Source organism: Kitasatospora sp. NPDC028961 (assembly GCF_055564815.1).
The window spans coordinates 97,558-122,557 of record NZ_JBVHVO010000006.1; the positions used below are offsets into that span (position 1 = coordinate 97,558).

Here is a 25,000-nt window from a genome sequence, read left to right on the forward strand (position 1 = left end):
TGACGCCACCGCGGGGGTGTGGCGTCCGGAGGGCCCGGGCGCCACGGGACGACCGGGGAGGGGCTGCGATGACGGCGCCGTTGCGCGCGGGTGACCCACGCGAGGTGGGCGGCCATCGGCTGGTGGGGAGGCTGGGGGGCGGTGCGCTGGGGACGGTGTTCCTCGGCCGCTCGCGCAGTGGACGGCTGCTCGCGGTGCGGGTGGTCGCTCCGGAGTTGGCCGCCGACGGCGAGTTCCGGCGCCGGTTCGAGGAGACGGTGGCCTCAGCGCGCGCCGTGAGCAGCTTCCACACCGCGCAGGTGGTGGCGGGTGGCGCGGACGGTGGCGTGTTCTGGCTGGCCAGCGAGTACATCGCGGGTCCGTCGCTGCGGGAAGCGGTGACGGTGCACGGGCCCCTGCCGGCGGAGCCGGTCCGGTCCCTGGGATCCGGTCTGGCGGAGGCGCTGGCGGGGGTGCACGCGGTCGGCCTGGTCCACGGCGGCCTCACCCCGGGCGACGTGATCCTGGCCGACGACGGCCCGCGCCTCACCGACTTCGCCCTCGCCCGCCTGTGGGACGCCGCGCACCCCTCCCGCACGGTCGCCGCCGCACCGGGCGGCACCTTCCTGGCGCCGGAGCAGGTGCGGGCCGGCACGACACTTCCGGCCTCGGACGTGTTCGCGCTCGGCGGGGTGCTGGTCTTCGCCGCCACGGGGCGAAACGCGTTCGGCTCCGTGTCCGGTTCGGACGCGCTGATCCGGGTGGTCGACGGGGAACCGGACCTCGACGGGGTGCCCGCCGAGCTGCTCGACCTGGTCCGGGCCTGTCTGGCCAAGGACCCGGTCCGGCGGCCGGCCGTGGGCGAGGTCCTCCGGAGCCTGGCGGGGAACCCCCCGGACGCCTGGCTGCCGTCGGCCGTCGCGGGGATGGTCGGGGAGCGCGAGGCACAGGCCGGGGTCCACGGCGCGGCGCGGCGGCCGGGCCGGCGGACGCTCCTGCTGGCCGCGGGGGCCGGCGTCGTCGGCCTGGTGGGCGTACCGGTCGGGATCCGGCTCGGCGCGCGCGACGCCGCCGGGACGCCGAAGCCGACGGCCGCACCACCGGCCACGGACGGAGCTTCCGCGCCCGGAGCCGTGCGGCTCGGCCCGGCCACCACGATCGAGCTCGGCCGCAACGACACCGACGCCCGGAGCCTCGCCTACAGCGCGGACGGTCGGCTGCTGGCAGCCGGGGCGCGGAACAAGGTGGTCCTGATCGACGCGGTCGCGCTGAGCAAGACCGGGGAGATCTCGTTCGAACGAGCCCTGGACTACGTGTCCGCGCTGGCGTTCAGCCCCACCAGCGGCCTGCTGGCAGCCGCCTACACCCTGCCGCCCGACCTGCGGAGCCAGGACCCGGAGGCCCGTGAGCACGGGAGGGTGGCCGTCACGCTGTGGGACATCGCCTCCCGCCGTGAGGTGGTGATGCTGTCCTGCCCTTCCGAGGAGAACCTGATGGCGCAGGCTCACACCTTGGCGTTCAGCCCGGACGGACGGCTGGTGGCGCTCGGCCGGGACGGGCGCGACAGCATCGGCAAGGCCCTGGTGTGGGAGGTGAGTTCGGGCAAGCAGGTCGCCTCCCTTCCGGTAGGCCCCGGCTCGAACGGGACCTTCGGCCGGGCGGGCAGCGTCGCGTTCAGTCCGGACGGCAAGGTACTGGCCGTCGGGTACGGGAGCGATCTGAAGGGGGCGGTCGACCTCTTCGACACCGCCTCCTTCGCCCCGATCGCCACGCTCTCCCTGGCCCGGACGGACGCCTTCGGTGTCACCGCCCTCGCCTTCGCCCCGGACGGCCGGACGCTCTACGGGGCGTTCGGCGGCATCGCCGCCTGGGACACCGCCGCCAGGAAGCTGACCACCACCCTCGCCGAGGTCGGGTCGCGCTACCAGTCGTTGTCCCTCAGCCCCGACGGGAAGATGCTGGCCGGGGCCGGCTCCACGGGCGACGGGCTGGTGCTCTGGGCCCTCCCCTCCGGTCGGCAGACACCGGTGCCGACCGGGCGCACCGGCAACCGTCTCGTGGCGTTCGGCCCCGACAGCAGGACGATCGCCGCGTGCACCGACACCGCCGAACTGCTGGCAGCGGTCCAGATCCGGTCGCTCGCGTGATCGAGCAACCGGACGGGACGGATCCCCGTCACGTCGGGCCGTACGAGCTGGTGCGGCGACTCGGCCGGGGTGGGATGGGCGAGGTGTTCCTCGGACGTTCGCCGGGCGGGCGGCTGGTGGCGGTCAAGGTGGTGGCCGCCGAGCTCGCGCACGACGCCGAATTCCGCCGCCGGTTCGCCCTGGAGGTCAGCGCGGCGCGGAAGGTGGGCGGCTTCTACACGGCGCAGGTGGTGGACGCGGACACCGACGCGGTACGGCCCTGGCTGGTCACCGCCTACATCCCCGGACCTTCGCTGCACCAGGTGGTCCGGGACATCGGACCGCTGCCCGAACGGGCCCTCCGGGTGCTCGGCTCCGGCCTGGCCGAAGGACTGGCCGCGATCCACGCCGCCGACCTGGTCCACCGCGACCTGAAGCCCGGCAACGTCATCGTCGCCGACGACGGCCCCCGCGTCATCGACTTCGGCATCGCCCGGGCCCTCGACGGCGGCCAGCACACCGGAGCAGTGATCGGCACACCCGGCTTCATGTCGCCGGAGCAGGCACGGGGCGAGCCGACCGGGCCGGCCTCCGACGTCTTCGCGCTCGGCTGCGTCCTCGCCTTCGCGGCCACCGGGCACAGCCCCTACGGACAGGGCCGCCCGGACGTCATCCTCTACCGGACGGTCCACCAGGCCCCCGACCTCGACGGGGTACCCGAGGAGCTGGCCGCCTTCGTCCGGATCTGCCTGGCCGCGGAGCCGGGGAGGCGTCCGCTGGTGTCGGATGTGCTGCGCCACCTGGCGACCTCGGCCGAGGACATCCAGTGGCTGCCTGTCGGGGTGGCCGCGATGATCAGCGAGCGGCGCAGCGAGACGCTCGTGCTGCGGGAGCGCGCGAGCGTCAGAGTGCGCACCGCGCCCCGGCCGGTGCGCCGTCGGGCACGGGTGGCCGCGGCGGCGTCGCTGGCCGTCGGCGGCGCCGTCTGGGCCGCGCTGTCGTTCCCGCACCCCTTCGGCGAGGGCGAGGCGGGGACAGCGGGAGCGGGGCCGACCAGCACGGCGGCGGCCTGGAGCGGCGACCCGTGCGACCTGAGCACCTACGACCTCCTCCAGCGCAACCAGCTCACCAGCGTGGGGCAGCACGACGACTTCACCGACGGCTCCGCGGCGGTGCAGACCTGCACCTGGAGGCTGGGGGCGGCGACGGCGGGCAACACCAGCTCGATGACTCTCGCCTACTCCAAGGCCCCGTTCCAGCTGATCTCCGACCGCAAGGCGCCGCAGGACTTGAGCAGGATCGACCTGACCGTCCTGGAGTCCGGCTCGGCCTACGCGGACGAGTACGACCGACAGTGTGAGGTCAGCTGGCGCGCCCCCGACGGCTACGCCGCGGTCATCCAGGACGAGCCGGGCGGCACCACCGGCTGTTCCGGCGCGGTCGCCTTCGCCAGGGACCTGTCCCCGAGGCTGGCCGGTGGAACGAAGCACACCTGATACTCCAGCAGGACTTCTCCATTACCGCTGGCCAGCGGCCTGGGAGTGGGAGTGCAGCGGGGTGGTGACAGCCTCCTTGCCAGTGAAGCAGCGTCACCGAGGTGGTCCATCAGGGCTGGCAAAGGCTGCCGGGCCGAGCGAGGCCAGAGCGTCTTCGGCGGCGCGTCGGTCAGCCTCGTCAGGAGCTGCGAGGTGCAGAACGAGCTGGTGGGTGTCACGGGTAAACGCTGACGGGCGGCATGGCCTGCCGGACCCTGTACCGCATGACCGGCGCCAGAGGCTGCTACGGGTTCGCATGCACTTCGCTGTCGCCTTGGTCGCGCGGGCGCCGACGACAGGGGGAGGACTCTGGCACGGTCGTCCCACATCAGCCCCTCGTAGGACGTGGTCAACCGACCCAGTGCGGCCGGCCAACTGACCGGCCATTGCTGTGCAGGAACGCCATCGGTCCCCCACACGAACGTGAGGGGCCGATGGCGTTCGCCGGTCAGGCGGGGCTATGACGAGGGGCCGAGGTCACCGTTGACAACGGCCTCGGTGACCAGGGGACGGTTCCCAAGGGCAAGGATCTCGGCGGCCAGGGCCACGATGGGCCGCGGGTCCTCTCTCCCGAACGTCTGGATGGAGGCAGCCGAAAGGCTGCGTGGGACTGCTCCGGCGTCGAGCAGGACTCCCCAATCCCCGGGCCCGAAATCGAGGAACTCCAGCCCGGTCAGCGCCGCGATCTCCAGCGGGTCGGCAAGCGTGCCGGGGTAGGCGCAGAGCGTGCGCAGACGGGGCAGCCCAACGACGGGGGCGAGGCTCAGGGGCGCGCCACTCCGCGCCCCGATTCCCAGGACTTCCAGCGCGCGTCGTGACACCTGTGCAGCCAGGGGCGACGGATCACGGGCAGCCCGACCGGGGTGTCCCTGAAGGCGCCGTCGTTCTCGAAGGTGGCGTCGCCGCCGTCGATCCCGTGCTGGTAGATCGTCAGCACCTGATCGGCGTGCCCGGGCAGCATCGCCGTGAGGGCCACGGCGGCGTTCATGCTGTGGCCTCGATGCCGAGCTCGGTGAGCAGGCCTCGGATGCGCTGCTCGATCTGATCGCGGATCGGGCGCACGGCGTCGACGCCCTGGCCTGCCGGGTCATCCAGCTTCCAGTCCAGGTACCGGGTGCCGGGGAAGTACGGGCAGGCGTCGCCGCAGCCCATGGTGATCACCACGTCGGAGGCCTGCACCGCCTCGGCGGTCAGCACCTTCGGCACTTCGGCGGAGATGTCGATGCCGACCTCCGCCAGCGCCTCGACCACGGCCGGGTTCACCGTGTCGGCAGGGGCGGATCCGGCGGAGCGGACCTCGACGCGCTCGCCGCCGAGGCGGGTGAGGAACGCGGCGGCCATCTGCGAGCGGCCGGCGTTGTGGACGCAGACGAACAGCACGGACGGGACGGCAGGAGAGTTCACGGGTTCTTCCTTCGGGCAGGAACGGTGGGGCGGGGTTCAGCGGCCGGCGGCGGCCGGGTGGTGCACGTCGTACGGGACCACGACGTCCTCGGCGGCAGCCGCGACGGGGCGGCCGAACAGCACGGCGACCAAGGCGACGCCGACCACCAGGCCGACGAGCTGGGCGGCGACGAACGGCAGCACCGAGGGCGGGGCGATCCCGGCGAAGGTCTCGGTGAACGCCCGGCCGACCGTGACGGCCGGGTTGGCGAACGACGTGCTGGAGGTGAACCAGTACGCGGCGCCGATGTAGGAGGCGACCGCGACCGGGGCGAAGTGCGCCCGGCCGGCCCGGGCCAGACCGAAGATCAGCAGGATGAGGCCGGCGGTCGCCACGACCTCGCCCAGCCACAGATGCGGGGCCCAGCGGTCGTGGGTGGACCAGCGCACCAGCGGCTGCGCGAACATCGCGTCCGCCAGTACCGCTCCGCCGATCGCCCCGGCGATCTGCGCGGGCAGGTAGGCGGCGACCTCGCGCAGGCCCGGGCCCTCCCCGCCGCGGCGTCCGGTCCACCAGGCGGCCAGGGTGACAGCAGGGTTGAAGTGCGCCCCGGAGACGGGGCCGAGCAGGGCGATCAGCACGCCGAGACCGAACACGGTGGCCAGCGAGTTGGCCAGCAGCCGCACGCCCACGTCCTGGGACAGCTGGGTGGCCTGGATGCCGGAGCCGACCACGACCGCGACCAGGGCGCCGGTGCCGACGAACTCGACCGCGGCCCGGCGCCCGAGCGGAGCCACCTCGGTCATCTCGCGCCTCCTGCCGTCTGGGCGGCCGTGCCTGCCGGAGTCTGGAGCAGGGCGGACAGCTTGGCCAGCGCGGCGGGCAGCACCCAGTAGTAGACCCAGGTCCCACGCCGCTCGGAGCCGACCAGCCCGGCCTCGCGCAGCACCTTCAGGTGGTGGGAGATGGTCGGCTGGGAGACCTCGAAGGGGCCGGTCAGGTCGCAGACGCAGGCCTCTCCGCCCTCGTGCGAGGCGATCAGGGACAGCAGCCGCAGCCGCACCGGGTCCGACAGGGCCTTGAACATCTTCGCCAGGTCCGTGGCGGCTTCCTCGCCCAAGGGCTCGCGGACCATCGGCGAGCAGCACGCCGCCGCGTCGTCCTGGCCGAGCACCGGCAGTTCCAGATTCGACATACGTCTATGTTGACAGCCATCTATCCGGAGAGGCAAGCTCACTGTATCGACAGACGTCGAAACAAGACCTCAGAGGGGAACCGCCATGTCCCGTGTTCAGCTCGCCCTGCGCGTCGCCGACCTCGAAGGCTCCGTCGCCTTCTACGCCAAACTCTTCGGCACCGAGCCGGCCAAGCGCCGCCCCGGCTACGCGAACTTCGCCATCACCGAGCCCCCGCTCAAGCTCGTCCTCATCGAGGGTGAGGCCGGCGAGGACACCCGCCTGGACCACCTCGGCGTCGAGGTCGAGTCCACCGAGCAGGTGGCCGCGGCGACCGGCCGGCTCAAGGACGCGGGCCTGGCCACCTTCGAGGAGAACGACACCTCCTGCTGCTACGCGCTCCAGGACAAGACGTGGGTGCACGGCCCCGGCAAGGAGCCGTGGGAGGTCTACGTCGTGAAGGCCGACGCGGACACCCTTGGCAAGAGCGCCGACAGTGCGCCGGAGGCTTGCTGCGGCACCACCGCCTGCTGCACCCCCGACGAACAGGCCGTCGACCCCACCCAGAGCCCGGCCGAGGCGAAGACCGCCGCAGGCTGCGCGTGCGGCGGCTAACCCGCCCCGCCCCAGCTGTTCGGTGATTGATCTGCTGCGGTCATCGCGTCCGAACTCGGGCCCCGCCCGGACCAGTTGCAGGACGGGCTGGCCGCGTTGGAGGAGGAGAACCGCCTCCTGCGCACGCGGCTGGGACAACGGGCCGGTTAACCCCGCCCTGCCGGGGGTTCACCGGGGGAGCCCTCCGAATTCCAGGACGAACTCGGCGCGCTGGTCCTCTTCGAACCACTGCCGGTAGTTGGTACCCCATACGTTGTTGTGGAGGCAGAAGCCGAAGCCTTCGCCCGGGTCCCCGAAAGTGTTGTCGTGGGAGAACATCCGCGGCCCTCCGACGGCCAGCACCGGCGTGTCGAGCGGGGTGATCCGCACCGACCCCCGAGCCTCGGCGTACACGAGTTCGTGGGCCGCGTGCAACGCCCGGCCACCGTCGCGCACCACGTCGAGCGGGTTCACCGGCACACCCGACTTCAGCAGCCGCCAGCGGGACGGTGTCGCCACGATCGGGCGCAGGTGCAGCCAGGAGGCCTCGGGACCGTAGAACGCGTCCTTGTCACGCAGGAACGCCGTGACCCCCAGTCGCAGTACATCTCCCCGCGACACCCGGTACTCGATCGTGATCGACCGGGGCGCCCCGAACTCCTCGGTGGCCCGCGCGGGCATTCCGGCCGTGACCCGGAGCACTGTCGAACCGTCGGCGTCGGTCCAGCTGTGTGCCGTCCGCACATTGGGCCGGAACACCTCGGTCACCCGCTCGGGACGCACCAGGTCCAGCCCCGGCTTCCCCAGGTCGGGGAACGCCCAGTCCGCGTTCCGCTCCGGGTCGCGCACGTACTCGCGCAACCAGCGCTGCTCGTCGCTCGCGCCGTACGCGACGTACGAGTACGCGCCCAGCTCGCCGTGGCCGCGCGGGTCGGCACCGGTCGGACCGGCCGCGAGAACGCGGTGCCCGGCCACCGTCAGGGCGATCAGGGCGCCGTGCGCGTCGATCTCCAGCTCGACTCCGTCGAGCGCCACGCGGCCGTGCGCCTCGGTGGCGTCGGCCGGCGGTGCGGCGGGCACCACCGCGAGCTCGGCGTCCGCCTCGGCCCGGAGGCGGGCCGGGAGGACGTCCAGCGCGGTCTGCGTGTGCGCGCGCTTCTCGTCGAACGACGCGAGGGTCGCCGCGTATCCGAACGACCCTTGCGCGAACTTTCGCAGGTGACCGAGGCTCGACGGGACGCTCCGGTCGAGGTCGATCTCGTCCCGCTCACGAGCGGCCCGGAAGTCGGCCTTGGTGTAGACCGTGTAGTCGGGCAGGTAGCTCTTCACGTCGTAGCCCCAGGTGTGCTCGGCGGCGATGGCGAGCTCGTCGGCGAGCACCCAGTCCACCGGGCCGTGGCGCTCCAGTCGGCCGTCGGCGAGCCACTGGTCGCGCAACCGCTGGAGGCGGGTCAGCCGGGAGGTGAGGACCGGGTCGGCCGAAGCCCCGTAGATCCAGGTGTCGCCGATCTCCTGGTCCACCACCGGCAGGTGTGCGCGGGCGGCCCAGGCCGCCCGGCCGAAGGCGTCCAAGGTCGATCCGCCGACCTCGGCATCGGGGTACTGCTCGCGCAGCACGGCGAGCAGGCGCTCCACGCCCTCGCGGGTGGGCGGACCGTGGTTGTCGTTCGTGAACGCGAGGAACAGCGCCTCGTCCGATCCGGGCAGTCGCCGCACCTGCGCCGCCTCCGGGTCCGACCCGTACTCGGGGTCGAACGACACCACGATCTCGCTGCCGTCCGGTGCGCGCCAGACGAAGTGGCCCGGGACGTCCGGCACGGGCGAGGCCGGGTTCGCACCGATGTGGAGGTACCGCACGCCCGCCGCCGCCATCGGTGGCACGAGTCCGACCGTGTGGCCCGGGACATCGGTCAGCTTGCCCGCACAGGTCTCGCGGCCGTACTCCGCGTCCAGTCGCCTCGACACTTCGAGGCCGTGCTCGATCGTGGCCCGGGTCATCAGTTCGGTCTGCGAGGTGAACGGCAGCGCGTGCCACGCGACGATCCCGTCCCGGACGGCCGCGTCGAGGTCGTGGCGCTGGGCCGCCGTCCCGTGCTCCAGCGCGTGCGCGATGAGCCAGGACCCGGTGGTCCAGATGAACTCGCGCCTCCCGGTCGCGTCGAGCAGATCACGTCCGAGCCGGATCGCGGCGGGGATGAAATCGTCCCGGTACCGGCTGAGGACGTTGACCGCGAGGTCGGTGAACCCGAGATCGAGATGGGTCTTGTAGACCACGTGAACCCGGGTCGGCCCGGCGGCGGCACGGGAGGCGGGAACGGGGATCGGTGCGACGCGGTGGGGCCGGAGCATGACGGTCCTTCGATCGGTGGGATTCGGGATCTTGGTGCGGCGGTGCTGCGGTGGGGGCACCGACCGGCGGTGATGGTGTCCACGGTGACGGATCCGGTAAGCCACTCGCGCGGTGCCCGAGCGCGCGGTGGGGCGGGGGAGGGGCGGGAAGGGTCACACCCGCGTCGCGGCCCGCCTTCCGGCCGGACGGGGAGCTCCTGCGGACCACTGCGTGGTGGGCCGGAGAGCAGAATGTTAACGACACCATTCCAGCGAGGACAAGAGTCGTCTCCACTCTTCCGGATACTCACCGCTCATCGAGCATATCGAGGGCCCGGTCCGGGGAGAGGCTTGTCGGGCAGGGAATGTTAACGATACCGTCGCCGCCTCACCCCTCCACGATCGGGAGCTCCCGTGCACCAGCCCCGCCCCTACGAACTCGAACCCCGCTATCCCGCCGACGCGGGCTGCCCGCACGGATGGAACTGCGGTTGGCCGCACGACCGGGCGCACCGCTCATCGGTGCCGCCCACTGGGCCGGCCGGTCCACAGCGGGCCGGGTGCGCGAGCGCCTCTAGAATAGGGCGCCGAAGGGCGTGGACCGGCGCCGCGCCGCGAGCAGGCGAAGACGCCGACGGCGGGGAACGGACCGGCGTCACCGGGCACAGAGGGGCGGCCGCGGCCGGTGGGCAGACCACCGACGGACCGTTCCGCGAGTGGAGGGATCACCATGGCGCGCGGCCGGTCCGGCGAACGCGGCGCACCGACGATGCGCGACGTGGCGGCGCACGCCGGGGTCAGCGCGATGACCGTCTCACGCGTCCTGAAGACGGACCCGGGAGTCAGCCCGGGCGCCCGCGACCGGGTGCTGGCCGCCGTGGACGCGCTCGGCTACCGGCGCAACGAGAACGCCCGCAGCCTCCGGCTGGGCAGCGGCAGCGGCCTGGTCGGACTGGTCGTCACCGACCTCGCCAACCCCTTCTACTCGCGCCTGGCCCTGGGCGTCCAGGAGGTCGTCGCCGCGCGGGGCATGCGAGTGCTGCTCAGCAACACCGGCGAGAACCTGGAGCGCGAGCACGAACTCGTCACCGACCTGGCCGCTCACCGGGTCGACGGGCTGATCGTGGTACCCGCGGGCAGCAGCCACCGGCACCTGGCGCCGGCCGTCCTGTACGACACACCGATCGTGCTGGCCACCCGACCGCCCGCCGGGATCGACGCCGACTGCGTCCTGGTCGACGACTTCGGCGGAGCGCAGGACGGTGTCCGGCAGCTCGTCGCCGACGGCCACCGGCGCATCGGCTTCCTGGGCGACTCCCACGTCGACTACACCGGGGCGGAGCGGTTCCGCGGCTACTGGGCGGCGCTCGAAGCCGCCGGCCTCCCACCGGACGAGCGGCACATCCGGCGCGGACTGGCCGACGTGGCCGCCGCCCGGGGTGCGGCGCTGGCCCTGCTGTCCGGCCCCGGCGCACCCACGGCGCTGTTCTGCACCAACAACCGCATGAGCCACGGTGCCATTCGCGCCGTGCACGAGCTGGGCCGCCCGGTCGCGCTGTCCGGCTTCGACGACTTCGAACTCTCCGACGTCCTCGGGCTGCCGCTGACGATCGTCTCCTACGACGCCGACGAGATCGGCCGCCGCGCGGCCCGGATCCTGCTGGACCGTATCGACAGCCGTGGCACGGGCGCGCCCCGGCCGGCCGTCAGAACGGTGGTCCCCACCCGTGTCATCCACTACGGGACCACCGGCGGGTGACCTCACCGAACGACCGGTGCTCACCGCCCCGGCGAAGACGGCTCTGTCATCCGCCGCACCCCGGAGCAGCCCCGTTCCAGCAGCCCGCCTCGCACATCAGCCGCCGGCTTCTTTCCCCAGCCGTCGACTTCCTGACACCCCCCGCAACGCCATGACGTCGTGGTGAGTGCGACCGCGCCGGTGGTCACCGCCACGGCGTCACCCCGTCTGCGGCCGCCCGTCGGCCGCGTCACCGTAGGAGGAGCGGCCCGGCGCCCGAACCCCCGAGCGGGCCCGGGCCGCTGCTCACCTGCTCGGCCCGCGTCGCGCACCTCGCGGTCGTCCGCGACCACGTCACCGTCGGGCGTGGATCTCCACGGCTGCGCTCCGGTGTCCGGCCGGGTCAGCGGGCTCACGCGTGCTGGGAGGCCCGCCTGCCGAGTTGCGTGACAGGGGGGAGGCCGAGCGCCTCGGTCTGACGGGAAGTGATCTGGCCGATGATCCGGATGAAGGCCACCATCCTGACCAGCGCCAGAGCGCACTCGGCCAGGACGGCGACCTCGTGCAGGTCCCGGAAGGCCGCCAGCACGTAGCTGACGTAGACGGCGATGCTGAGGCCCCACCAGAGGTTCACCACCCCGCTGTCCGGCAGACCGCTCGCGCGCCGGATATCCAGAGTGACCCGCCGCGGCAGCCAGAGCTGGACCAGCGGAACGAACCACACACCGACCGCCCACCCGCGCCCGCTGCGCTGGCTGCCCGGAACGAGCACCTCCGCGTTGCTCCAGCACCGCCGGATCCAGACGCTGCGCACGATGGCTTCGGCCGCCAGGGCGAGGAGCGTGACCAGGACGAGGAGGCCCATCACGGTGTTCGAGGGGGAGTAGAGGAAGGCTGTACTGATCAGGGCGAGACCGGCATTCGTCAGGACGGCGAGCGCCTTGAGGTTGCCGGCCGGTTCCCGGGGGTCGGCCGGTTGGACGTGTGCCACGGACGGGTCCTCTCGACGTGATGATCGTCGGGAGGTTATGTGTTGATCATTCCGGCTGTCCAGTGCGATCCGGACGGGCACGGGAACATCGTCCGGCGCTGCGCTGCGGAGCGTCCTCAATAGCGGCCCACGGGCCCGGTTCCCTGACGGGGTGTCATCTGCTGCTCGGTCACCGCACGATCGTGCGTGGCAGATGGGCCGGAAGTGCCGGTGCAGTAGCAGAACTGCCGGCGGGAGCCGCGAACCGATCTGGATCCGCGTGGGCCGGATCGTGGTTCGGGGATTTCGGGCAGCCGGGGCGGCGTGCTTGAGGTGACCAGATCGCGATCCACTTTCGCGCGCTCAGCTAGAATGGGCGCGTGTCCCCCATCATCCCCCCTCTCTTCCGTGTCTGAGGCGAGCCGGTCGCGGCGTCGTACTGCCGCCCCGACAACAGGCCAGAAGCCGCTTCACGCACCGGCTCGGCCGAATGCCCAGCTGCAGCGGCGAGGGGCCGAACGGGTCAACGCGATACTCGACGCCGCTGAGCAGATCCTGGCGACCGACGGCTACGAAGCGGCGACTCTCAAGAGTGCGGCAGAACGCGCCGGCATTCCCACCGCCTCGGTCTACCACTACTTCTCCGACCGTCACCAGGTCGATACCGAGATCATGCGCCGCCACATCGACCACCTCGAAACCCTGATCAACGAGGTTTTCGGCGGCAACAACCCTCCGGCCACGCTGGACGATGCCGTGGGCACGCTCGTCGACCTCATGCTGGACTACTTCCGCGAGCATCCGAGCTGTGTCGAGTTGTGGTTCGCGCGGCGCAGTGACCCTCTCAGGGAACTGGTCCAGGCTTTTGATGAGGCCATGGCCGAACAGCTCTGGCACTTCGCGCGGAGCCGGGGACTCCTGCGCCCCGACACCCCGCTACTGGTCATTCAGCTGTCCTTCGAGGCTGGAAACCGGCTCCTCGACGTCGCCTTCCGCGTCACTCCGGTGACCGGTGCCGATGCCGTTCTCGCGGAGCACCGTCGCCTACTCACGTCCTACCTGCGAACGTACGCGCCAGCCTCTTCGTAGGATCGATGGCAGGGGCAAGATTCGGCGGCCTTGACAGTAGGCAACACCCGCATCCACGGCCACGGACGCATCGGCGTATCCGTGGCCGCTGGGCTTGAAGGGGTGCGGTGGCCGAGGTCAGCCGGCCCAGACGTCTTCGTTGTAGCGGCCGGACTCGATCATGCCGGTCAGTCGGGCGGGGGTCTCCTCGTCGCCCACCCTGGATCTGGTCACAGAACTCTCCGACGAGACACGGCTCCGCAAGGCGATCGGCAAGGACCTGAGCGCGTTCCGGCCGATCGGCGGGGACGGTCTGTTCACCGCCTACGGTGACGAGCCGAACCGGCGCAAGCCGCGCACGACGTGCTGACGCCGTCGGGCCATGCCGCAGTGGCGTCGGGGTCTGGATGGGGGTGTCCAGGAGCGCGAACCAAGAGTAAAGTCGAACTCGAATCGAGATTCGATCGGGGTCGTCCGGGCTGCCTTGGACGTACGGCGCGAGAGGGTCCACCGGTGGCGCTCTCGTCGGCTGTCGACGAGCTCGACCTGTCCGGGGCACGGCATGGGAGTGAGATGCGTTGCCGGTCGGCGCGTCGCCGCCGGCCACGTGCGGGGCCCGCTTGTCCGCCCAGAGCAGACCGTGACCACCGTCGATTCGACAGACCGCGCGGCTGCGACGCCGGCTGTTCGCACAGAGGCCGACGTGGAAGCCGTCCTGAATGACGAAGTGAGGAAGAACATGGCGAACGCGGAGCCCGAGCTCAACGCGACGAACGCGGCGCGACCTGTGCGCGAGGAGAATTGCGAGGTCGTCGTCGTCGGTGCGGGAATGGCGGGGCTGATGGCGGCCACCGTGCTTGCCGACAGGGCCGATGTCATCGTGCTCGAGGCGTCGGAGCGGGCGGGCGGACGTGTCGAGACCGTCCGGAAGGGCGACTACTGGATCAATGTCGGGACGCAGTTCACCGAGGGCACCGGGGCGCTGATCGACGCTCTCCACCACCACGGCATCGAGATGGGGTCCCTGGCCGACAAGAGCGCGGCGCTGGTCCTCAACGGCGTGCTCGTGGACACGTCCAAACTGTCCGAGCTCCTGTTCCGTACGCGAATGAGTCTCCTGGACCGGATCAGCCTGGCGGTGGTCGGCGCCCGTATCGTCTCGTCCGTCCCGTTCATGGAGTCGGACAGCGGCCTGGCGAAGCGGGTACGTGCCAGGCTGGACAGCCGTCTGGCGTCGGATCTTCTTCGCGGCATCCGATCCGATCTGGCCCGTGACGTCCTCAGGTCACTGACCGGCCAGTGGATGGGATGCGAACCCGGCGAGACGGCCGCGACCCAGCTCATGATGTCGCTCGCCGTCATGGTGACGGACCCGGACAAGGAGTCCAATTTCGCGCTTCCGGTGGGTGGCAACCAGACGCTGACCGACATTCTGGCCACCGATCTCGGCGAACGCCTCCGGCTCCGGGCCGCCGTCCGGTCCGTGGAGGCGGAGGGGGACGGGGTCGTCGTCGACTATGCCGACGCGGGAGGCCCGGTGCGGGTGCGGGCGAAGCGGGCCGTTGTCGCGGTCCCCACCGATGTCGCGTCGCGGCTCCTTCCGGGGCTTCCGCAGGCGTACCACGACGCGTTCGCGGACATTCGCTACGGCCGCTACGTGGTCGTCGGGTTCTTCACCGATGAGGAAGGGCCGCAGCCCTGGGACGACTTCTACGCCGTGTCCACGCCCCAGCACTCCTTCCAGGCGGTGTTCAACCATGCCGCCGCCATGCGCAAGCAAGGCACGCGAAAGCCCGGCGGCGCGCTGGCGTGCTTCGCCGGCGGCGCCCAGGCCGACCGCCTGTTCGAGCTCTCCGACAAGGAGATCGCCACCCGGTTCGAAAGGGACCTGCTCTCCGTCTATCCCCAGCTCCGGGGAAAGATCGGAGAAGGAATCGTGCGGCGGCACCGCCGTGTGGTGCCTTTCTGGGCCCCCGGAAGGCGCGCATCGCTGCCGCGGCTGCGTGCCCCTCTCGGGCCTATCCACCTGGCCGGTGACTACCAGCTCCACATGCCTTCGCTCGCTGACGCGGCGACCTCGGGCGAGAACGCGGCACGGGCCGTTCTCACGAGTCTGGGGCGCTGACCTCGACTCCGTGGCGGTCTCCTCAGTGGCTCTCGGGCCCTGAGCGGCCGGTCACGGACGGGCCATCGCGTCATGAGGGCGGAGTTCCACACGGCCGGACGGCGCGGTGGCCCGGGTCCCCACGGACCCTCCGAAGACAGCTCACTTCCGCGTCCATCAGATGTTGTCCGGGGCGCGGACGAGGCCGGCAACCGTGTCGTCGGGTACGCATGGATGATCGCGCACCTCCCACCGTCTCCGCCGACAGGCGGGGACACGTTCCGTGAGGTGGCGGGCATCGGAGGCGTTGCGGAGAATTGCTCCCATGAGGGTCGATGTGGATGATTTCCTCCGCCGCCTTGCCCGAGAACTCAGACCGCGGACGAAGGATTCGGTCGACGCTCTGCTCGTGCGCATGCGTAGGGAGCTTCCCGAGCCGTGGCGGCACGAAGACATCGCCTCCCTCATTTCAGAAGAGACGCTCGGACACCTCACCGCCCTCCTGGACGTCCTGGAGCACGGTCTCGACGCGGCCGAGGTGAACGCGCCTCCCCAGTCCCTCGAGATCGCCCGGAGGTTCGCCCGCAGCGGCGTTCCCCTCAGCACGCTCCTCCGCGCCTACCGCCTCGGCCACGTAGGGCTGTTCCAGCTGTTTCAGGCGGAGGTGCCCCGTCTCACCGACGATCCGGAACTGATCAGCGCCGCGGCGATGCGGCTCTCGGCACAGGGGTTTGCGTACGTGGACCGCAGCTCCGTGCGCGTCGTCGAGGCCTACCAGGAGGAACGCGACCGGCGGTTGCAGCGCCGGCTCCTCCTGACCACCGAGGCGAGCATGCGGATCGGCAGCACCCTCGACATCGGCCGCACCGCCCGAGAACTGGCGGACGTCGGAACCGACGACTTCGCCGACCTCGTTGTCGTCGACCTTCTCGCCACCGTTCTCGATGACGAGGACGCGCGGCCGTCATCGGGTCCGCCGCCGCTCCGCCGCGTGGCCCATCGGCTCGTGTCGGACACGGAGACGGTGGAGTCGCCCACGACGCCCGACCGGACGCACACCTACCCTGCGGAATCCGAACCGGCCAGGGCCCTGGTCACCGGCCGGGCCTCGCTGCTCCGCGGCCCAGACCTCGCCACGCGGGAATGGTGGCCGTCGGCCCCTGAGCGCGGAAACGGGACGTACGGCCACGACGGCTTCCACTCGATCCTGCTGCTGCCTCTGCCGGCCGGCGGAGAGGTCCTGGGCCTCGTCCAGTTCTTCCGTGCTGAAACCACCGCCCCCTTCGACGAGGACGACCTCTTCCTTGCCCGGGAGATCGTGGCGAGAGCAGCCGTGTCCATCGACCACGCTCGCCGGTACACCCAGGAACGTTCCACCGCGCTCACCCTCCAGCGCAGCCTGTTGCCGCAGCGCATGGTGGAACAGGGGGCCGTCGTCGCGGCCGCCCGCTACCTGCCCAGCGGGGCCCGGGCGGGAGTCGGCGGTGACTGGTACGACGTGATCCCCCTGTCCGGGGCACGCGTGGCCCTCGTCGTGGGCGACGTCGTGGGGCGCGGCTTGCGCGCCGCCGCCACCATGGGCCGCCTGCGGACCGCCGTCCGCGCCTTCGCCGACATCGACCTGATGCCCGACGAACTGCTCACACACCTGGACGACGTGGTCATCCGGCTCCAGAACGAGGAGGAGTCGAAGGTGGGCGAGACCAGCGCCACCTGCCTGTACGCGATCTACGATCCCGTGTCCCGCGTCTGCTCCTTCGCCAGCGCGGGGCATGTCCTTCCGGCGGTCGTCGCTCCTCCGGGCGCCGAGGACGAACCGGGGGGTTTCCGGCCGGTCGAACTCCTGGAGGCGCCGATCGGGCCCCCCTTGGGGCTGGGCGGCCTCCCCTTCGAAACAACCCGATTGAAGCTGCCGGAGGGCAGCCTGCTCGCTCTGTTCACCGACGGCCTCATCCGGAGCCGCGCGCGCGACGTGGACACCGCCCGGGCACTGCTGGGTGACATCCTCGCCAGAGCATCGGAGCCGCCCGAGTCGGTGGGCTCAGCGGAACCACAGGATCCGCCCGACGAGATCTGTGACCGGATCCTTGCCGCTCTACTGCCCAGCCGTTCCTCCGACGACGTCGCCCTCCTGGTGGCGCGCACTCGGGCACTCGACCCCGGTCACGTCGCGACACTGGACCTTCCCTCCGACCCCGCGGCCGTCGCTGATGCCCGCCGCTTCGCGTCCGCCACGCTGACCACCTGGGATCTGGAGGAACTGTCCTTCGCCACAGAACTCATGGTCAGCGAACTGGTGACGAACGCGATCCGCTACGGGAAAGCCCCCGTCCGGCTGCGGCTCATCCTTCAGTCCACGCTGACGTGTGAGGTCTTCGACGCCAGCAGCACTGCCCCGCACCTGCGCCGAGCCCGAACCTTCGACGAGGGGGGTCGCGGGCTGCTGCTCGTCGCCCAGCTCGCCGAGCGCTGGGGGACACGGCACATCCGCGAAGGCAAGGTCATCTGGGCCGAGCAGCCCCTCCGCTCCGACGGGGCGCGGCTGCTCCATGCGGAGCTGTGACAGCGGGAAGCGGGAAGCGGGACGCGAGGCTGCTGTCGTTCCTTGTCGAGCCGCGCTCGGTCGAGGAGGTCGCCACACACCGTCTCGTCTACCGCCCTCACATCGAAGGTCCGCACGTGGAACCGGTCGAGCGCAGGACCGCGGTGCAGCACCTGGAGCGGCTGATCGGCGCGGGACCGGTCGCGGAGGTCGAGGAAGGACGGTTCCGCGCCGGGTGACGCCCGCGCGAAAGCATGCAGACCCGCGGACCAGGTCAAGGACCGCGTCACGCGGGCATGGGCCGACCGGCAGCCGGGGGTTGACGAGGTAGGCGGATCTGGCCGGCGCCGCCGCGCTCCTGACGCGGATCGCGTGCGAGTCCCGGGACAGGATTGACAGCCCTGCGTCGACACCCACTAAACTCAAAGACGATTCGAGTTTGACTAAGGCCCTCGGCCCGCCAAGCCGTCCGCGCCTCGGAAGTCGCCGCGTGCGCGGCACCGGTAAGAACGGAGAGGGCCTTGGCCGGCCCCGCTCATGATTTCGACCCCTTTCACCGATCTCTTCGGCGTGGACCACCCGATCGTCTGTGGCGGCATGACCGGCGTCGGAACCGCGGAACTCATCTCCGCCGTGGCCGAGGCAGGCGCGCTCGGATTCCTGACTGCGCTGACCCAGCCCACCCCTGAGGCCCTGGCGCGGGAGATCGCGCGGTGCCGTGACATGACCGACCGGCCCTTCGGCGTCAACCTGACCGTGCTGCCGACCCTCAAGCCCGTGCCCTACGCGGAATACCGGGCGGCGATCATCGAGAGCGGCATACGGGTCGTCGAGACTGCCGGCAGCAACCCCGCGGAGCACGTGGCCGACTTCAAGGCCTCCGGGGTCAAGGTGATCCACAAGGCGGTGGCCGTGCGGCACGCCCTCAAGGCACAGAGCCTCGGCGTCGACGCGGTCAGCATCGACGGCTTCGAGTGCGCCGGACACCCCGGAGAGGAGGACATCCCCGGCCTCGTCCTCATCCCCGCCGCCGTACGAAGCCTCGACATCCCGGTCATCGCCAGCGGCGGCATCGCCACCGGCAGCGGCCTCGCCGCCGCCCTCGCGCTCGGCGCCTGTGCCGTGAACATGGGCACCCGCTTCGTCGCCAGTGCCGAGGCCCCGGTGCACCAGAACGTCAAGGACCAGATCGTGGCCAACGACGAACGGGCCACCCAGCTGGTCTTCCGCGAGTTCGGGAACACCGGCCGCGTCGCGCGCAACGCGATCTCCGAGGAGATCGTCGCCCGCTCGAAGCGTCCCGGCGCGGCCTTCGAGGACATCGCCGAGCTGGCCTCCGGCGTCCGGGGCCGCACCCGTGTGCTCGAACAGGGGCAGATGGACGACGGCCTGTGGTGGGCCGGCCAGGCCCAGGGGCTCATCGCCTCGGTGGCCACCTGCCAGGAGATCGTCACCGGCATCGTGGCCGACGCCGAGAAGACCATCGGCCGGCTCGCCGAGCTCCGCGGCTGACGCGACCCAGGACCCAGGACCCAGGAACAACAGGATGATGGAAAACAGGAGTACGCGCCCATGACCTGGACCACTCTCAGCCACAGCGTCGACGACGGCGTCCTCACCGTCACCCTCGACCGGCCGGAGCACCTCAATGCCTTCACCCCGACGATGGCCGGAGAACTGGAACGGACCTTCACCGAGGTCAACGACGACGACGACATACGAGCGATCGTCGTCACCGGCTCGGGCGACAAGGCCTTCTGCGCCGGCATGGACCTGAGCGCGGACGGCAACGTGTTCGGACTCGACGAGTCGCGCACGCCCACGCTCGCCGACATGGCCGACCTGAGCAGCCCCGACATCGCCGGGGTCCGGGACACCGGAGGCAGGGTCACCCTGGCGATCCGCGCCTGCCGCAAGCCCGTGATCGCCGCGATCAACGGCGCCGCGATCGGGATCGGCGCGACCATGACCCTGGCCATGGACGCCCGGCTGATGTCCACGAACGCGCGGTTCGGCCTCGTCTTCGGCCGCCTGGGCATCACGCCCGAAGCCGTCTCGACCTGGTTCCTGCCCCGCCTCGTCGGCATGCCCAGGGCACTGGACCTGCTGTACTCCGCCGAGATCCTCGACGCGGAAGCCGCCAGGGAGGCGGGCCTGGCGACCGCGCTTCACGCCCCGGACGAGCTCCTGAAGCGGGCGCGCGAACTGGCGGACCGCTGGACGCTCGGCCGTTCTCCCGTGTCGACCGCGCTCATCCGGCAGATGACGTACCGTCACGCGTCCTTGGACGATCCCGAGGACGCACACCGAGTGGAATCCCTCTCCATGTTCTACACGAGCACCGGCGACGGCTACGAGGGAGTGCGGGCCTTCCGCGAGAAGCGGTCGCCCGCCTTCACCCGCCGAGCCTCGGCCATGCCGCCGTTCTACGACGAATGGACCGGCTCGCACTGACCGGACGACGACGAGCGGGGCCGTCCGGATCCCGGATGGCCCCGCTCGTCGTCCACCCAGGCTCAAGCGCACCACGACGCCGATGACGCGGGCAACCGTCAGGGTGGTGCCTCCGGTGTGCTCCGCTGCCTGGACGGCGGCGAGGCGGTCGCGGCGTGAGAGGACGACGCCCTGGTCCACCTGCCAGGGCCGGGGGACGGGCCAGTTCGACGGTGGTGCGCGGGCCGAGCCGTACACCTACGGTCGGGCTGGTGACAGACAGGCCGCCGAGCGAGCAGCTGTGACACGTTGCGCGGCTTGGCGGTCGGGGTCAGGCCGATGAGCAGGCCTGACCCCATGAGGAGAACTGCTCAGGCCACCGGCCATGAGCCCCTGCGGGCGTTCCGTCGGCTTCCGTTGATCAGGTCGTTGAAGCGGTCGACGTACCAGACGGTGCGCAGTCCGATCCGGTTCATCATGAACGGGCGGGGGAACCTGGGGCTCTCCGCCCAGAGGACATCGAGGTCCGCGGGCCGCTCACCGTCGACGATCAGGTCCGCGATGAGAGTCCCGACGTACGGCGCCTGTGCCAGGCCGTGGCCGTTGCAGGCGATGGAGTACACGACGTCATCGCCGATCTGACCTGCGACCGGAAGCCACGACGGGGTGATCGCGATCCACCCGCCCCACGATCGAGCAACACGGACATCGGCCAAACTGGGGAAGCGCCTGGCGAACGCGCCGGCGAGTTCGTTGACGAGCGCCGGGTCCGGGCTCTTCTCCGAACGGGGGAGTGGGTACCGCCGACCGCGCTCGATCCGGCGGACGCCGAACACGATCGTGTTGCGCGCGGTCAGCCGGTAGTTCTCCATGATGGTGTGCTGGGTGATCAGACCGGACCTGCTGGTCCAGCCGAGGGCGGCCAGTCGGTCAGGGGCGATCGGCTCCGTCTCGACCTCGATCACCCAGAGCGGTACGGAGAGGTGCCGGGGCGTGATGTCCCACTCGCCGCCGAAGGCGTTGGTCGCGAGCACGACGCGGTTCGCCTCCACCTGGCCGCCGGGGGTCGACAGGACGACCCGGCCGCCGTCGCGGACGACATCGGTCACTTCCGTTCGCTCGAAGACGCGCGCGGGGGTCGCCAGCAGCGCGCGCCGCACGCCCCGGGTGAACTTGCCCGGGTTCATGGTCCCGCCCTCGGACTCGCGCATCCCACCGACGAAGCCGCGCGGAATGCCGAGGTCCTCGCTCGTGCCGAGCTCGACCTTCGTACCCGCCCGTCGCAGGATCTTCGCCACGCGTCGCACTCGCCCCATCTGTCCCCGTGAGACCGCGGCGAAGGTGTTGCCGGTGGGTTCGTAGTCACAGTCGATGGCGAGCCGCTCCATCAGGTCCTCCACGTGATGCGCGGCGTTCGCGGTCAGACGCGCCATCGCGGGCATCTTCCTGCGGAAGAGAAGGTTGAGCAGCTGGATGTCCCCGCCGGGCGCGCTCGCCAGCTGGCCGGCATTGCGAGAGCTGGAACCGTGACCGCAGAACTCGGCCTCGAGCAGGACGACGTCATGGCCGCGCTCGGCAAGACGCAAGGCCGTGGACATCCCTGCCAAGCCGCCACCGATCACCGCTACCTCGCATGTGACGTCCTCCTGCAGTGCCGGCAGGATGTCCACGGGCGGATCGATCCAGCCGGTGAACGTGCTGTATTCCACGTCTTCCGTCGTCACGACTCTTTCCCTTCTCTTGTTGCGGCTGTGGTGGGACGTGGGACGGCGTGGTGGGGCATGATGCACGCATGGACAAGGAGCCCGAGCAGCTGTGGCCTGAGCCGCGCGGCAAGGTAGCCGTGTTGATGCGCGTCGTGGCCGAACGGGTGCTGCAGTCGACCCCCGCCCTTGTCGAAGGGCTGGTATCCGCCTCGGGACGGGGCACCCGCTACCCCGCTCTGGCCGAGGATCCGGTGTTGTCCGAGAGCGATCGCCGGATGAGCCGGACCCACCTCGTGCACTGGCTGACCGCCAACATGCACAACCCCGGACGGCGGGTGCCGCCCTGTGTCGACGACGAGACGCTCATGTTCGCCCGCGATCTCGTACGGCGCGGTATGGGCATCGACGATCTCGGATCGTGGCGCAGCGCGCAGCGGGCGGCGTGGCGGGCCTGGCTCGACACCTGCTTCGAGGCGACCGACGACCCGGCCGACCTGCGCGATCTCCTGGACCTCTCGGCGGCCTCGATCACCACCTTCGTCGACGACTCCATCGCCGCCCTGTCGGACCACATCGACGCGGAACGGCAGGAGCTCGTCCGAGGCGCCCAGGCCGAGCGGCAGGCCACGGTCCAGCTGCTTCTCGAAGGCGCGCCGATCAGCCGTGCGCGGGCGGAGGCCAAGCTCGGATACGCCCTGACCGGAGACCACCTCGCAGCCGTTGTGTGGGTGGACTCGCTCGACGCGACGCCCAGCCTGGAGCCTGCGGCGGAGCAGGTGATGCACGCCTGCGGCGCCGCACGCCGGCTCACCCTCGTGGCGAGCACCGCGGCGCAGTGGCTGTGGCTGCCGTCCGGTCGCCTGCCGTCGGTCGCCGACCTGGAGCGGGCCGTGGCCGAGCTGCCCGGGGCCCGGGTGGCGCTGGGCAGGCCGGCGCCGGACCTGGAGGGGTTTCGGCGCAGCCACCTCGACGCCGTGGCCGCGCAGCGCGTGCTGGCCCGCCTCGGTTCCGCGCGCGCCGCCGTCCGTTACCAGGACGTGCAACTCGTCGCCGTGCTCACCGCCGACCTGGCCCAGGCCGAGCACTTCGTCGCCGACACGCTGGGCGAGTTGGCGAGCGCCGACCCGCGGGTCCGTGCCACGGTGCTCGCGTACGTCGAGGAGCGGTTCAACGCGTCGGCTGCCGCGGAGCGGCTGTTCACCCACCGCAGCACGGTCGAGCGACGCCTGGCCCGTGCCGATGCCCTGCTCCCACGACCGCTGGCCGACAACGCGACCAACATCGCGGCCGCCCTCACGCTCGTGCATCTGCGCGACGGTTGACGGAAGGCTCGACGCCCGAGGCCACGTTGTGCTCGTGCAGGGCGCGGTAGGCGCGGAAGATGACGAACATCTGGGTGCCCCACGTGGCCAACGCTGCGGTGTAGAAGATCGTGCGGTGCTCGTCATCGCCCGGGATCGGGAAGAAGTCGTACACGATGGCGATGGCCAGGCCGGCAGCGGTGACCAGTGCCGTGGCGATCGCATGGCCACGCGCACCGGCCCACCACAGCCGTATCGCGAACCAGAACACGAAGGCCGCCGTCAGCGCACTCGTCATGACGTAGAACGTCGCCGGTCCGGCGTGGAACCCATGGTGGTACTGCTGGAGGTAGAGCCCCGCCACAGCGGCCAGTGCGAAGGCGCTGATGTCGACAGTCCGGGACGGGTGATAGCGGTTCGTCACGTGGAGGAGTCCCAGCACGACGATCATGGTGACGCCGAACGAGCGGGAGAAGGCGTCGAAGAAGTAGGCCAGCCGGTAGAACGGGCTGTCCTCGTCCCCTCCGAGCAGTGCCCACAGCAGGAAGTTCGAGCCGGACGTGCCGACCACCGTCCATTCCAGCCCGAGCAGGTAGTTGCCGTAACGGCGGATGAACTTCCAGCCACAGGTGAAGCCGGCGTAGATCATCCAGGCGTCGGCAAGGAGGAAGAGCAGCTCTTTCATCGTGTGCTCCGTGGAGGTTCGGGCCCGCGTGGCGTGGCGCGGGCGATCGGTGGGACGGGGGAACGGGCGGGCCGAGGACGTAGTGCTACGGCCGGTCGTGGGCCGGGGCCAACCGGGCGAGACCTGCGGCGCGGGCCAGTGCCCGGGCCGTGAGCACCGGGGCGCTGTCGACGCGGCCGGGCGGATGGGCCGGCTGCGTGCGCGCGAACGCGCGCGAACGCCGTCGCGCCGAAGGCCGCGGGTGAGGTCGACGAAGAAGGCCGGCAGTGACAGGTGCTCCACGACAGGGCTGCCGCCGATCAGCCCGGCCACGATGCCGGGCCCCGGTGGCGATGACGAGCACGGCGACGCCCACCGTGATGCCGCGCTCACCCACGGTCCGGCGCAGGAAGCCGAGCGGTAGCAGGTGTGCGGCGCCAGCTCAGCCCACGCTCGCGATGTGGTCGACGACCTCGCGGATGATTCGGTCGGCCAGCGAGTCGGGCAGGTGGTGTCCCATGCCGGGGACGACGACCAGTCGGGCTCCGGGGATGGCGGCCGCGGTGGCGTCGCCGCCCGTCGGCGCGACGAGTAGGTCGCGGTCGCCGTGGATCACCAGGGTGGGCGTCGTGATGGTTCGCAGCTGTTCGGTCCGGTCGCCCGAGGCCTGGATGGCCTGGATCTGACGAGCACTGCCGGCCGCCTGGTCGCCGGTGCTGCGGTCCCAGGTGCGCTCGGCGTGGGCCGTCTCGGCGACATCGTCGGGGAGGTGGCCGGTGCCGGCCAGGTGGCGGGTGATCCGCAGGTGCGCGCGGACCGCCCGGCCCCGCGACCGGGGCGGCGGACTCGCCAGAAGCAGCAGCGTGGAGAGCGCCGGCTGGCCGACGTCCTTGCCGCCGGTCGTGGAGTAGAGCGAGGTCAGCGTGCGCACGCGGTTCGGCCACGACGCGGCGAGCGCCTGCGCGATCATCCCGCCCATCGATCGGCCGACCACATGGGCGGCTCCGATGCCCAAGTGGTCGAGCAACCCGGCGCAGTCGGTCGCCATGTCGCCCAGGGTGTAGGCGTCGGAGCGGGGGCGGCCGGTGAGCTGGCGCAGCAGGCTCGGTGGCGGCGTCGTGCCGTACGACGACCGCCCGCAGTCCCGGTTGTCCATCCGGATCACGCGCATACCGCGCTCGACCAGGCCCGCCACGAAGGCCGGTGACCAGCTGGTGATGTCCTCAGCCAGACCGCCGATGAGGAGGATCGCCGTGGCGTCGGGGTCGCCGTCGAGGCGGTAGCAGATGCGCGTGCCGTGGGGAAGCTCGACGAACCGGTCCTGGTCACCGCTCGGCAGGTCCCTCGACACCG

General features: G+C 71.3%; 19 protein-coding genes. 10 read left to right on the forward strand and 9 right to left on the reverse strand.

Going from position 1 to position 25,000, the window contains the following annotated elements; genetic code table 11:
• Positions 1–122 precede the first annotated feature (122 nt).
• Both ACZ4UX_RS14260 and ACZ4UX_RS14265 read left to right on the forward strand, forming a co-directional pair.
• Positions 123–2,126 (forward strand): WD40 repeat domain-containing serine/threonine protein kinase, encoded by a 2,004-nt coding sequence (locus ACZ4UX_RS14260; protein ID WP_465706804.1) that lies wholly within the window; start codon positions 123–125, stop codon positions 2,124–2,126.
• Entirely contained in the window at positions 2,123–3,601 is a 1,479-nt protein-coding gene (locus tag ACZ4UX_RS14265) for a serine/threonine-protein kinase (protein ID WP_465706805.1), read from the forward strand. Before ACZ4UX_RS14260 ends, ACZ4UX_RS14265 begins: the two co-directional genes overlap by 4 nt.
• A gap of 802 nt (positions 3,602–4,403) precedes the next feature.
• Here the strand turns inward: ACZ4UX_RS14265 and ACZ4UX_RS14270 are convergent.
• From ACZ4UX_RS14270 to ACZ4UX_RS14285, 4 genes are read right to left on the reverse strand one after another with little or no spacing between them, the layout of a single operon-like run.
• Complete coding sequence (locus ACZ4UX_RS14270) at positions 4,404–4,628, reverse strand: hypothetical protein (protein WP_465706806.1); 225 nt, start codon at positions 4,626–4,628, stop codon at positions 4,404–4,406.
• Complete coding sequence (locus ACZ4UX_RS14275) at positions 4,625–5,044, reverse strand: arsenate reductase ArsC (RefSeq protein WP_465706807.1); 420 nt, start codon at positions 5,042–5,044, stop codon at positions 4,625–4,627. Before ACZ4UX_RS14275 ends, ACZ4UX_RS14270 begins: the two co-directional genes overlap by 4 nt.
• 36 nt (positions 5,045–5,080) lie before the next feature.
• Positions 5,081–5,830, reverse strand: a complete 750-nt coding sequence (locus ACZ4UX_RS14280) for an aquaporin (protein ID WP_465706808.1) — start codon at positions 5,828–5,830, stop codon at positions 5,081–5,083.
• Entirely contained in the window at positions 5,827–6,219 is a 393-nt protein-coding gene (locus ACZ4UX_RS14285) for an ArsR/SmtB family transcription factor (protein ID WP_465706809.1), read from the reverse strand. The genes ACZ4UX_RS14280 and ACZ4UX_RS14285 overlap by 4 nt, the downstream gene beginning before the upstream one ends.
• Positions 6,220–6,304: 85 nt before the next feature.
• Here ACZ4UX_RS14285 and ACZ4UX_RS14290 point away from each other — a divergent pair, with 85 nt between their 5' ends.
• Positions 6,305–6,814, forward strand: coding sequence for an ArsI/CadI family heavy metal resistance metalloenzyme (locus ACZ4UX_RS14290; protein ID WP_465706810.1), 510 nt, complete (start codon positions 6,305–6,307; stop codon positions 6,812–6,814).
• A 168-nt stretch (positions 6,815–6,982) separates the two neighbouring features.
• On the opposite strand, the gene ACZ4UX_RS14295 is transcribed toward ACZ4UX_RS14290, so the two are convergent.
• Positions 6,983–9,142, reverse strand: a complete 2,160-nt coding sequence (locus tag ACZ4UX_RS14295) for a DUF5054 domain-containing protein (protein ID WP_465706811.1) — start codon at positions 9,140–9,142, stop codon at positions 6,983–6,985.
• 709 nt (positions 9,143–9,851) lie between these two features.
• Here ACZ4UX_RS14295 and ACZ4UX_RS14300 point away from each other — a divergent pair.
• A complete protein-coding gene (locus ACZ4UX_RS14300) occupies positions 9,852–10,880 on the forward strand; it encodes a LacI family DNA-binding transcriptional regulator (RefSeq protein ID WP_465706812.1) in 1,029 nt (342 codons plus the stop codon).
• Positions 10,881–11,271: 391 nt separating this feature from the next.
• Here the strand turns inward: ACZ4UX_RS14300 and ACZ4UX_RS14305 are convergent, their stop codons facing one another.
• A complete protein-coding gene (locus tag ACZ4UX_RS14305) occupies positions 11,272–11,850 on the reverse strand; it encodes a DUF4328 domain-containing protein (RefSeq protein ID WP_465706813.1) in 579 nt (192 codons plus the stop codon).
• A 387-nt stretch (positions 11,851–12,237) separates the two neighbouring features.
• On the opposite strand from ACZ4UX_RS14305, the gene ACZ4UX_RS14310 reads away from it, so the two are divergent.
• The 5 genes from ACZ4UX_RS14310 (at position 12,238) to ACZ4UX_RS14330 (ending at position 19,997) form a co-directional block, all read left to right on the forward strand.
• A complete protein-coding gene (locus ACZ4UX_RS14310) occupies positions 12,238–12,918 on the forward strand; it encodes a TetR/AcrR family transcriptional regulator (RefSeq protein ID WP_465706814.1) in 681 nt (226 codons plus the stop codon).
• A gap of 619 nt (positions 12,919–13,537) precedes the next feature.
• Complete coding sequence (locus ACZ4UX_RS14315) at positions 13,538–15,022, forward strand: flavin monoamine oxidase family protein (protein WP_465706815.1); 1,485 nt, start codon at positions 13,538–13,540, stop codon at positions 15,020–15,022.
• A gap of 304 nt (positions 15,023–15,326) precedes the next feature.
• Positions 15,327–17,564, forward strand: a complete 2,238-nt coding sequence (locus tag ACZ4UX_RS14320) for an ATP-binding SpoIIE family protein phosphatase (protein ID WP_465706816.1) — start codon at positions 15,327–15,329, stop codon at positions 17,562–17,564.
• Positions 17,565–18,080: 516 nt separating this feature from the next.
• Positions 18,081–19,055 (forward strand): NAD(P)H-dependent flavin oxidoreductase, encoded by a 975-nt coding sequence (locus ACZ4UX_RS14325; protein WP_465706817.1) that lies wholly within the window; start codon positions 18,081–18,083, stop codon positions 19,053–19,055.
• A gap of 60 nt (positions 19,056–19,115) precedes the next feature.
• On the forward strand, positions 19,116–19,997 hold the full coding sequence (locus tag ACZ4UX_RS14330; protein ID WP_465706818.1) for a crotonase/enoyl-CoA hydratase family protein: 882 nt from the start codon (positions 19,116–19,118) through the stop codon (positions 19,995–19,997).
• Positions 19,998–20,347: 350 nt separating this feature from the next.
• Here ACZ4UX_RS14330 and ACZ4UX_RS14335 read toward each other — a convergent pair whose 3' ends face one another.
• The gene (locus tag ACZ4UX_RS14335) at positions 20,348–21,700 is read right to left on the reverse strand and encodes an NAD(P)/FAD-dependent oxidoreductase (protein WP_465706819.1); all 1,353 of its coding nucleotides are present in this window, start codon (positions 21,698–21,700) and stop codon (positions 20,348–20,350) included.
• Positions 21,701–21,768: 68 nt separating this feature from the next.
• Between ACZ4UX_RS14335 and ACZ4UX_RS14340 the strand changes: the two genes are divergently transcribed.
• On the forward strand, positions 21,769–23,004 hold the full coding sequence (locus tag ACZ4UX_RS14340; protein WP_465706820.1) for a PucR family transcriptional regulator: 1,236 nt from the start codon (positions 21,769–21,771) through the stop codon (positions 23,002–23,004).
• Here the strand turns inward: ACZ4UX_RS14340 and ACZ4UX_RS14345 are convergent.
• Both ACZ4UX_RS14345 and ACZ4UX_RS14350 read right to left on the reverse strand, forming a co-directional pair.
• Positions 22,976–23,668, reverse strand: a complete 693-nt coding sequence (locus ACZ4UX_RS14345) for a transporter (protein WP_465706821.1) — start codon at positions 23,666–23,668, stop codon at positions 22,976–22,978. The two genes, ACZ4UX_RS14340 and ACZ4UX_RS14345, sit on opposite strands and share 29 nt — an antisense overlap.
• Positions 23,669–24,089: 421 nt before the next feature.
• The gene (locus ACZ4UX_RS14350) at positions 24,090–24,998 is read right to left on the reverse strand and encodes an alpha/beta fold hydrolase (protein ID WP_465706822.1); all 909 of its coding nucleotides are present in this window, start codon (positions 24,996–24,998) and stop codon (positions 24,090–24,092) included.
• Positions 24,999–25,000 lie beyond the last annotated feature (2 nt).

Coding starts and splice junctions, on each gene's coding strand:
- ACZ4UX_RS14270 (WP_465706806.1), bottom strand. CDS start 4,628: ATGAACGCCGCCGTGGCCCTCACGGCGATGCTGCCCGGGCACGCCGAT.
- ACZ4UX_RS14280 (WP_465706808.1), bottom strand. CDS start 5,830: ATGACCGAGGTGGCTCCGCTCGGGCGCCGGGCCGCGGTCGAGTTCGTC.
- ACZ4UX_RS14285 (WP_465706809.1), bottom strand. CDS start 6,219: ATGTCGAATCTGGAACTGCCGGTGCTCGGCCAGGACGACGCGGCGGCG.
- ACZ4UX_RS14290 (WP_465706810.1), top strand. CDS start 6,305: ATGTCCCGTGTTCAGCTCGCCCTGCGCGTCGCCGACCTCGAAGGCTCC.
- ACZ4UX_RS14295 (WP_465706811.1), bottom strand. CDS start 9,142: ATGCTCCGGCCCCACCGCGTCGCACCGATCCCCGTTCCCGCCTCCCGT.
- ACZ4UX_RS14300 (WP_465706812.1), top strand. CDS start 9,852: ATGGCGCGCGGCCGGTCCGGCGAACGCGGCGCACCGACGATGCGCGAC.
- ACZ4UX_RS14320 (WP_465706816.1), top strand. CDS start 15,327: ATGAGGGTCGATGTGGATGATTTCCTCCGCCGCCTTGCCCGAGAACTC.
- ACZ4UX_RS14325 (WP_465706817.1), top strand. CDS start 18,081: ATGATTTCGACCCCTTTCACCGATCTCTTCGGCGTGGACCACCCGATC.
- ACZ4UX_RS14330 (WP_465706818.1), top strand. CDS start 19,116: ATGACCTGGACCACTCTCAGCCACAGCGTCGACGACGGCGTCCTCACC.
- ACZ4UX_RS14340 (WP_465706820.1), top strand. CDS start 21,769: ATGGACAAGGAGCCCGAGCAGCTGTGGCCTGAGCCGCGCGGCAAGGTA.
- ACZ4UX_RS14345 (WP_465706821.1), bottom strand. CDS start 23,668: ATGAAAGAGCTGCTCTTCCTCCTTGCCGACGCCTGGATGATCTACGCC.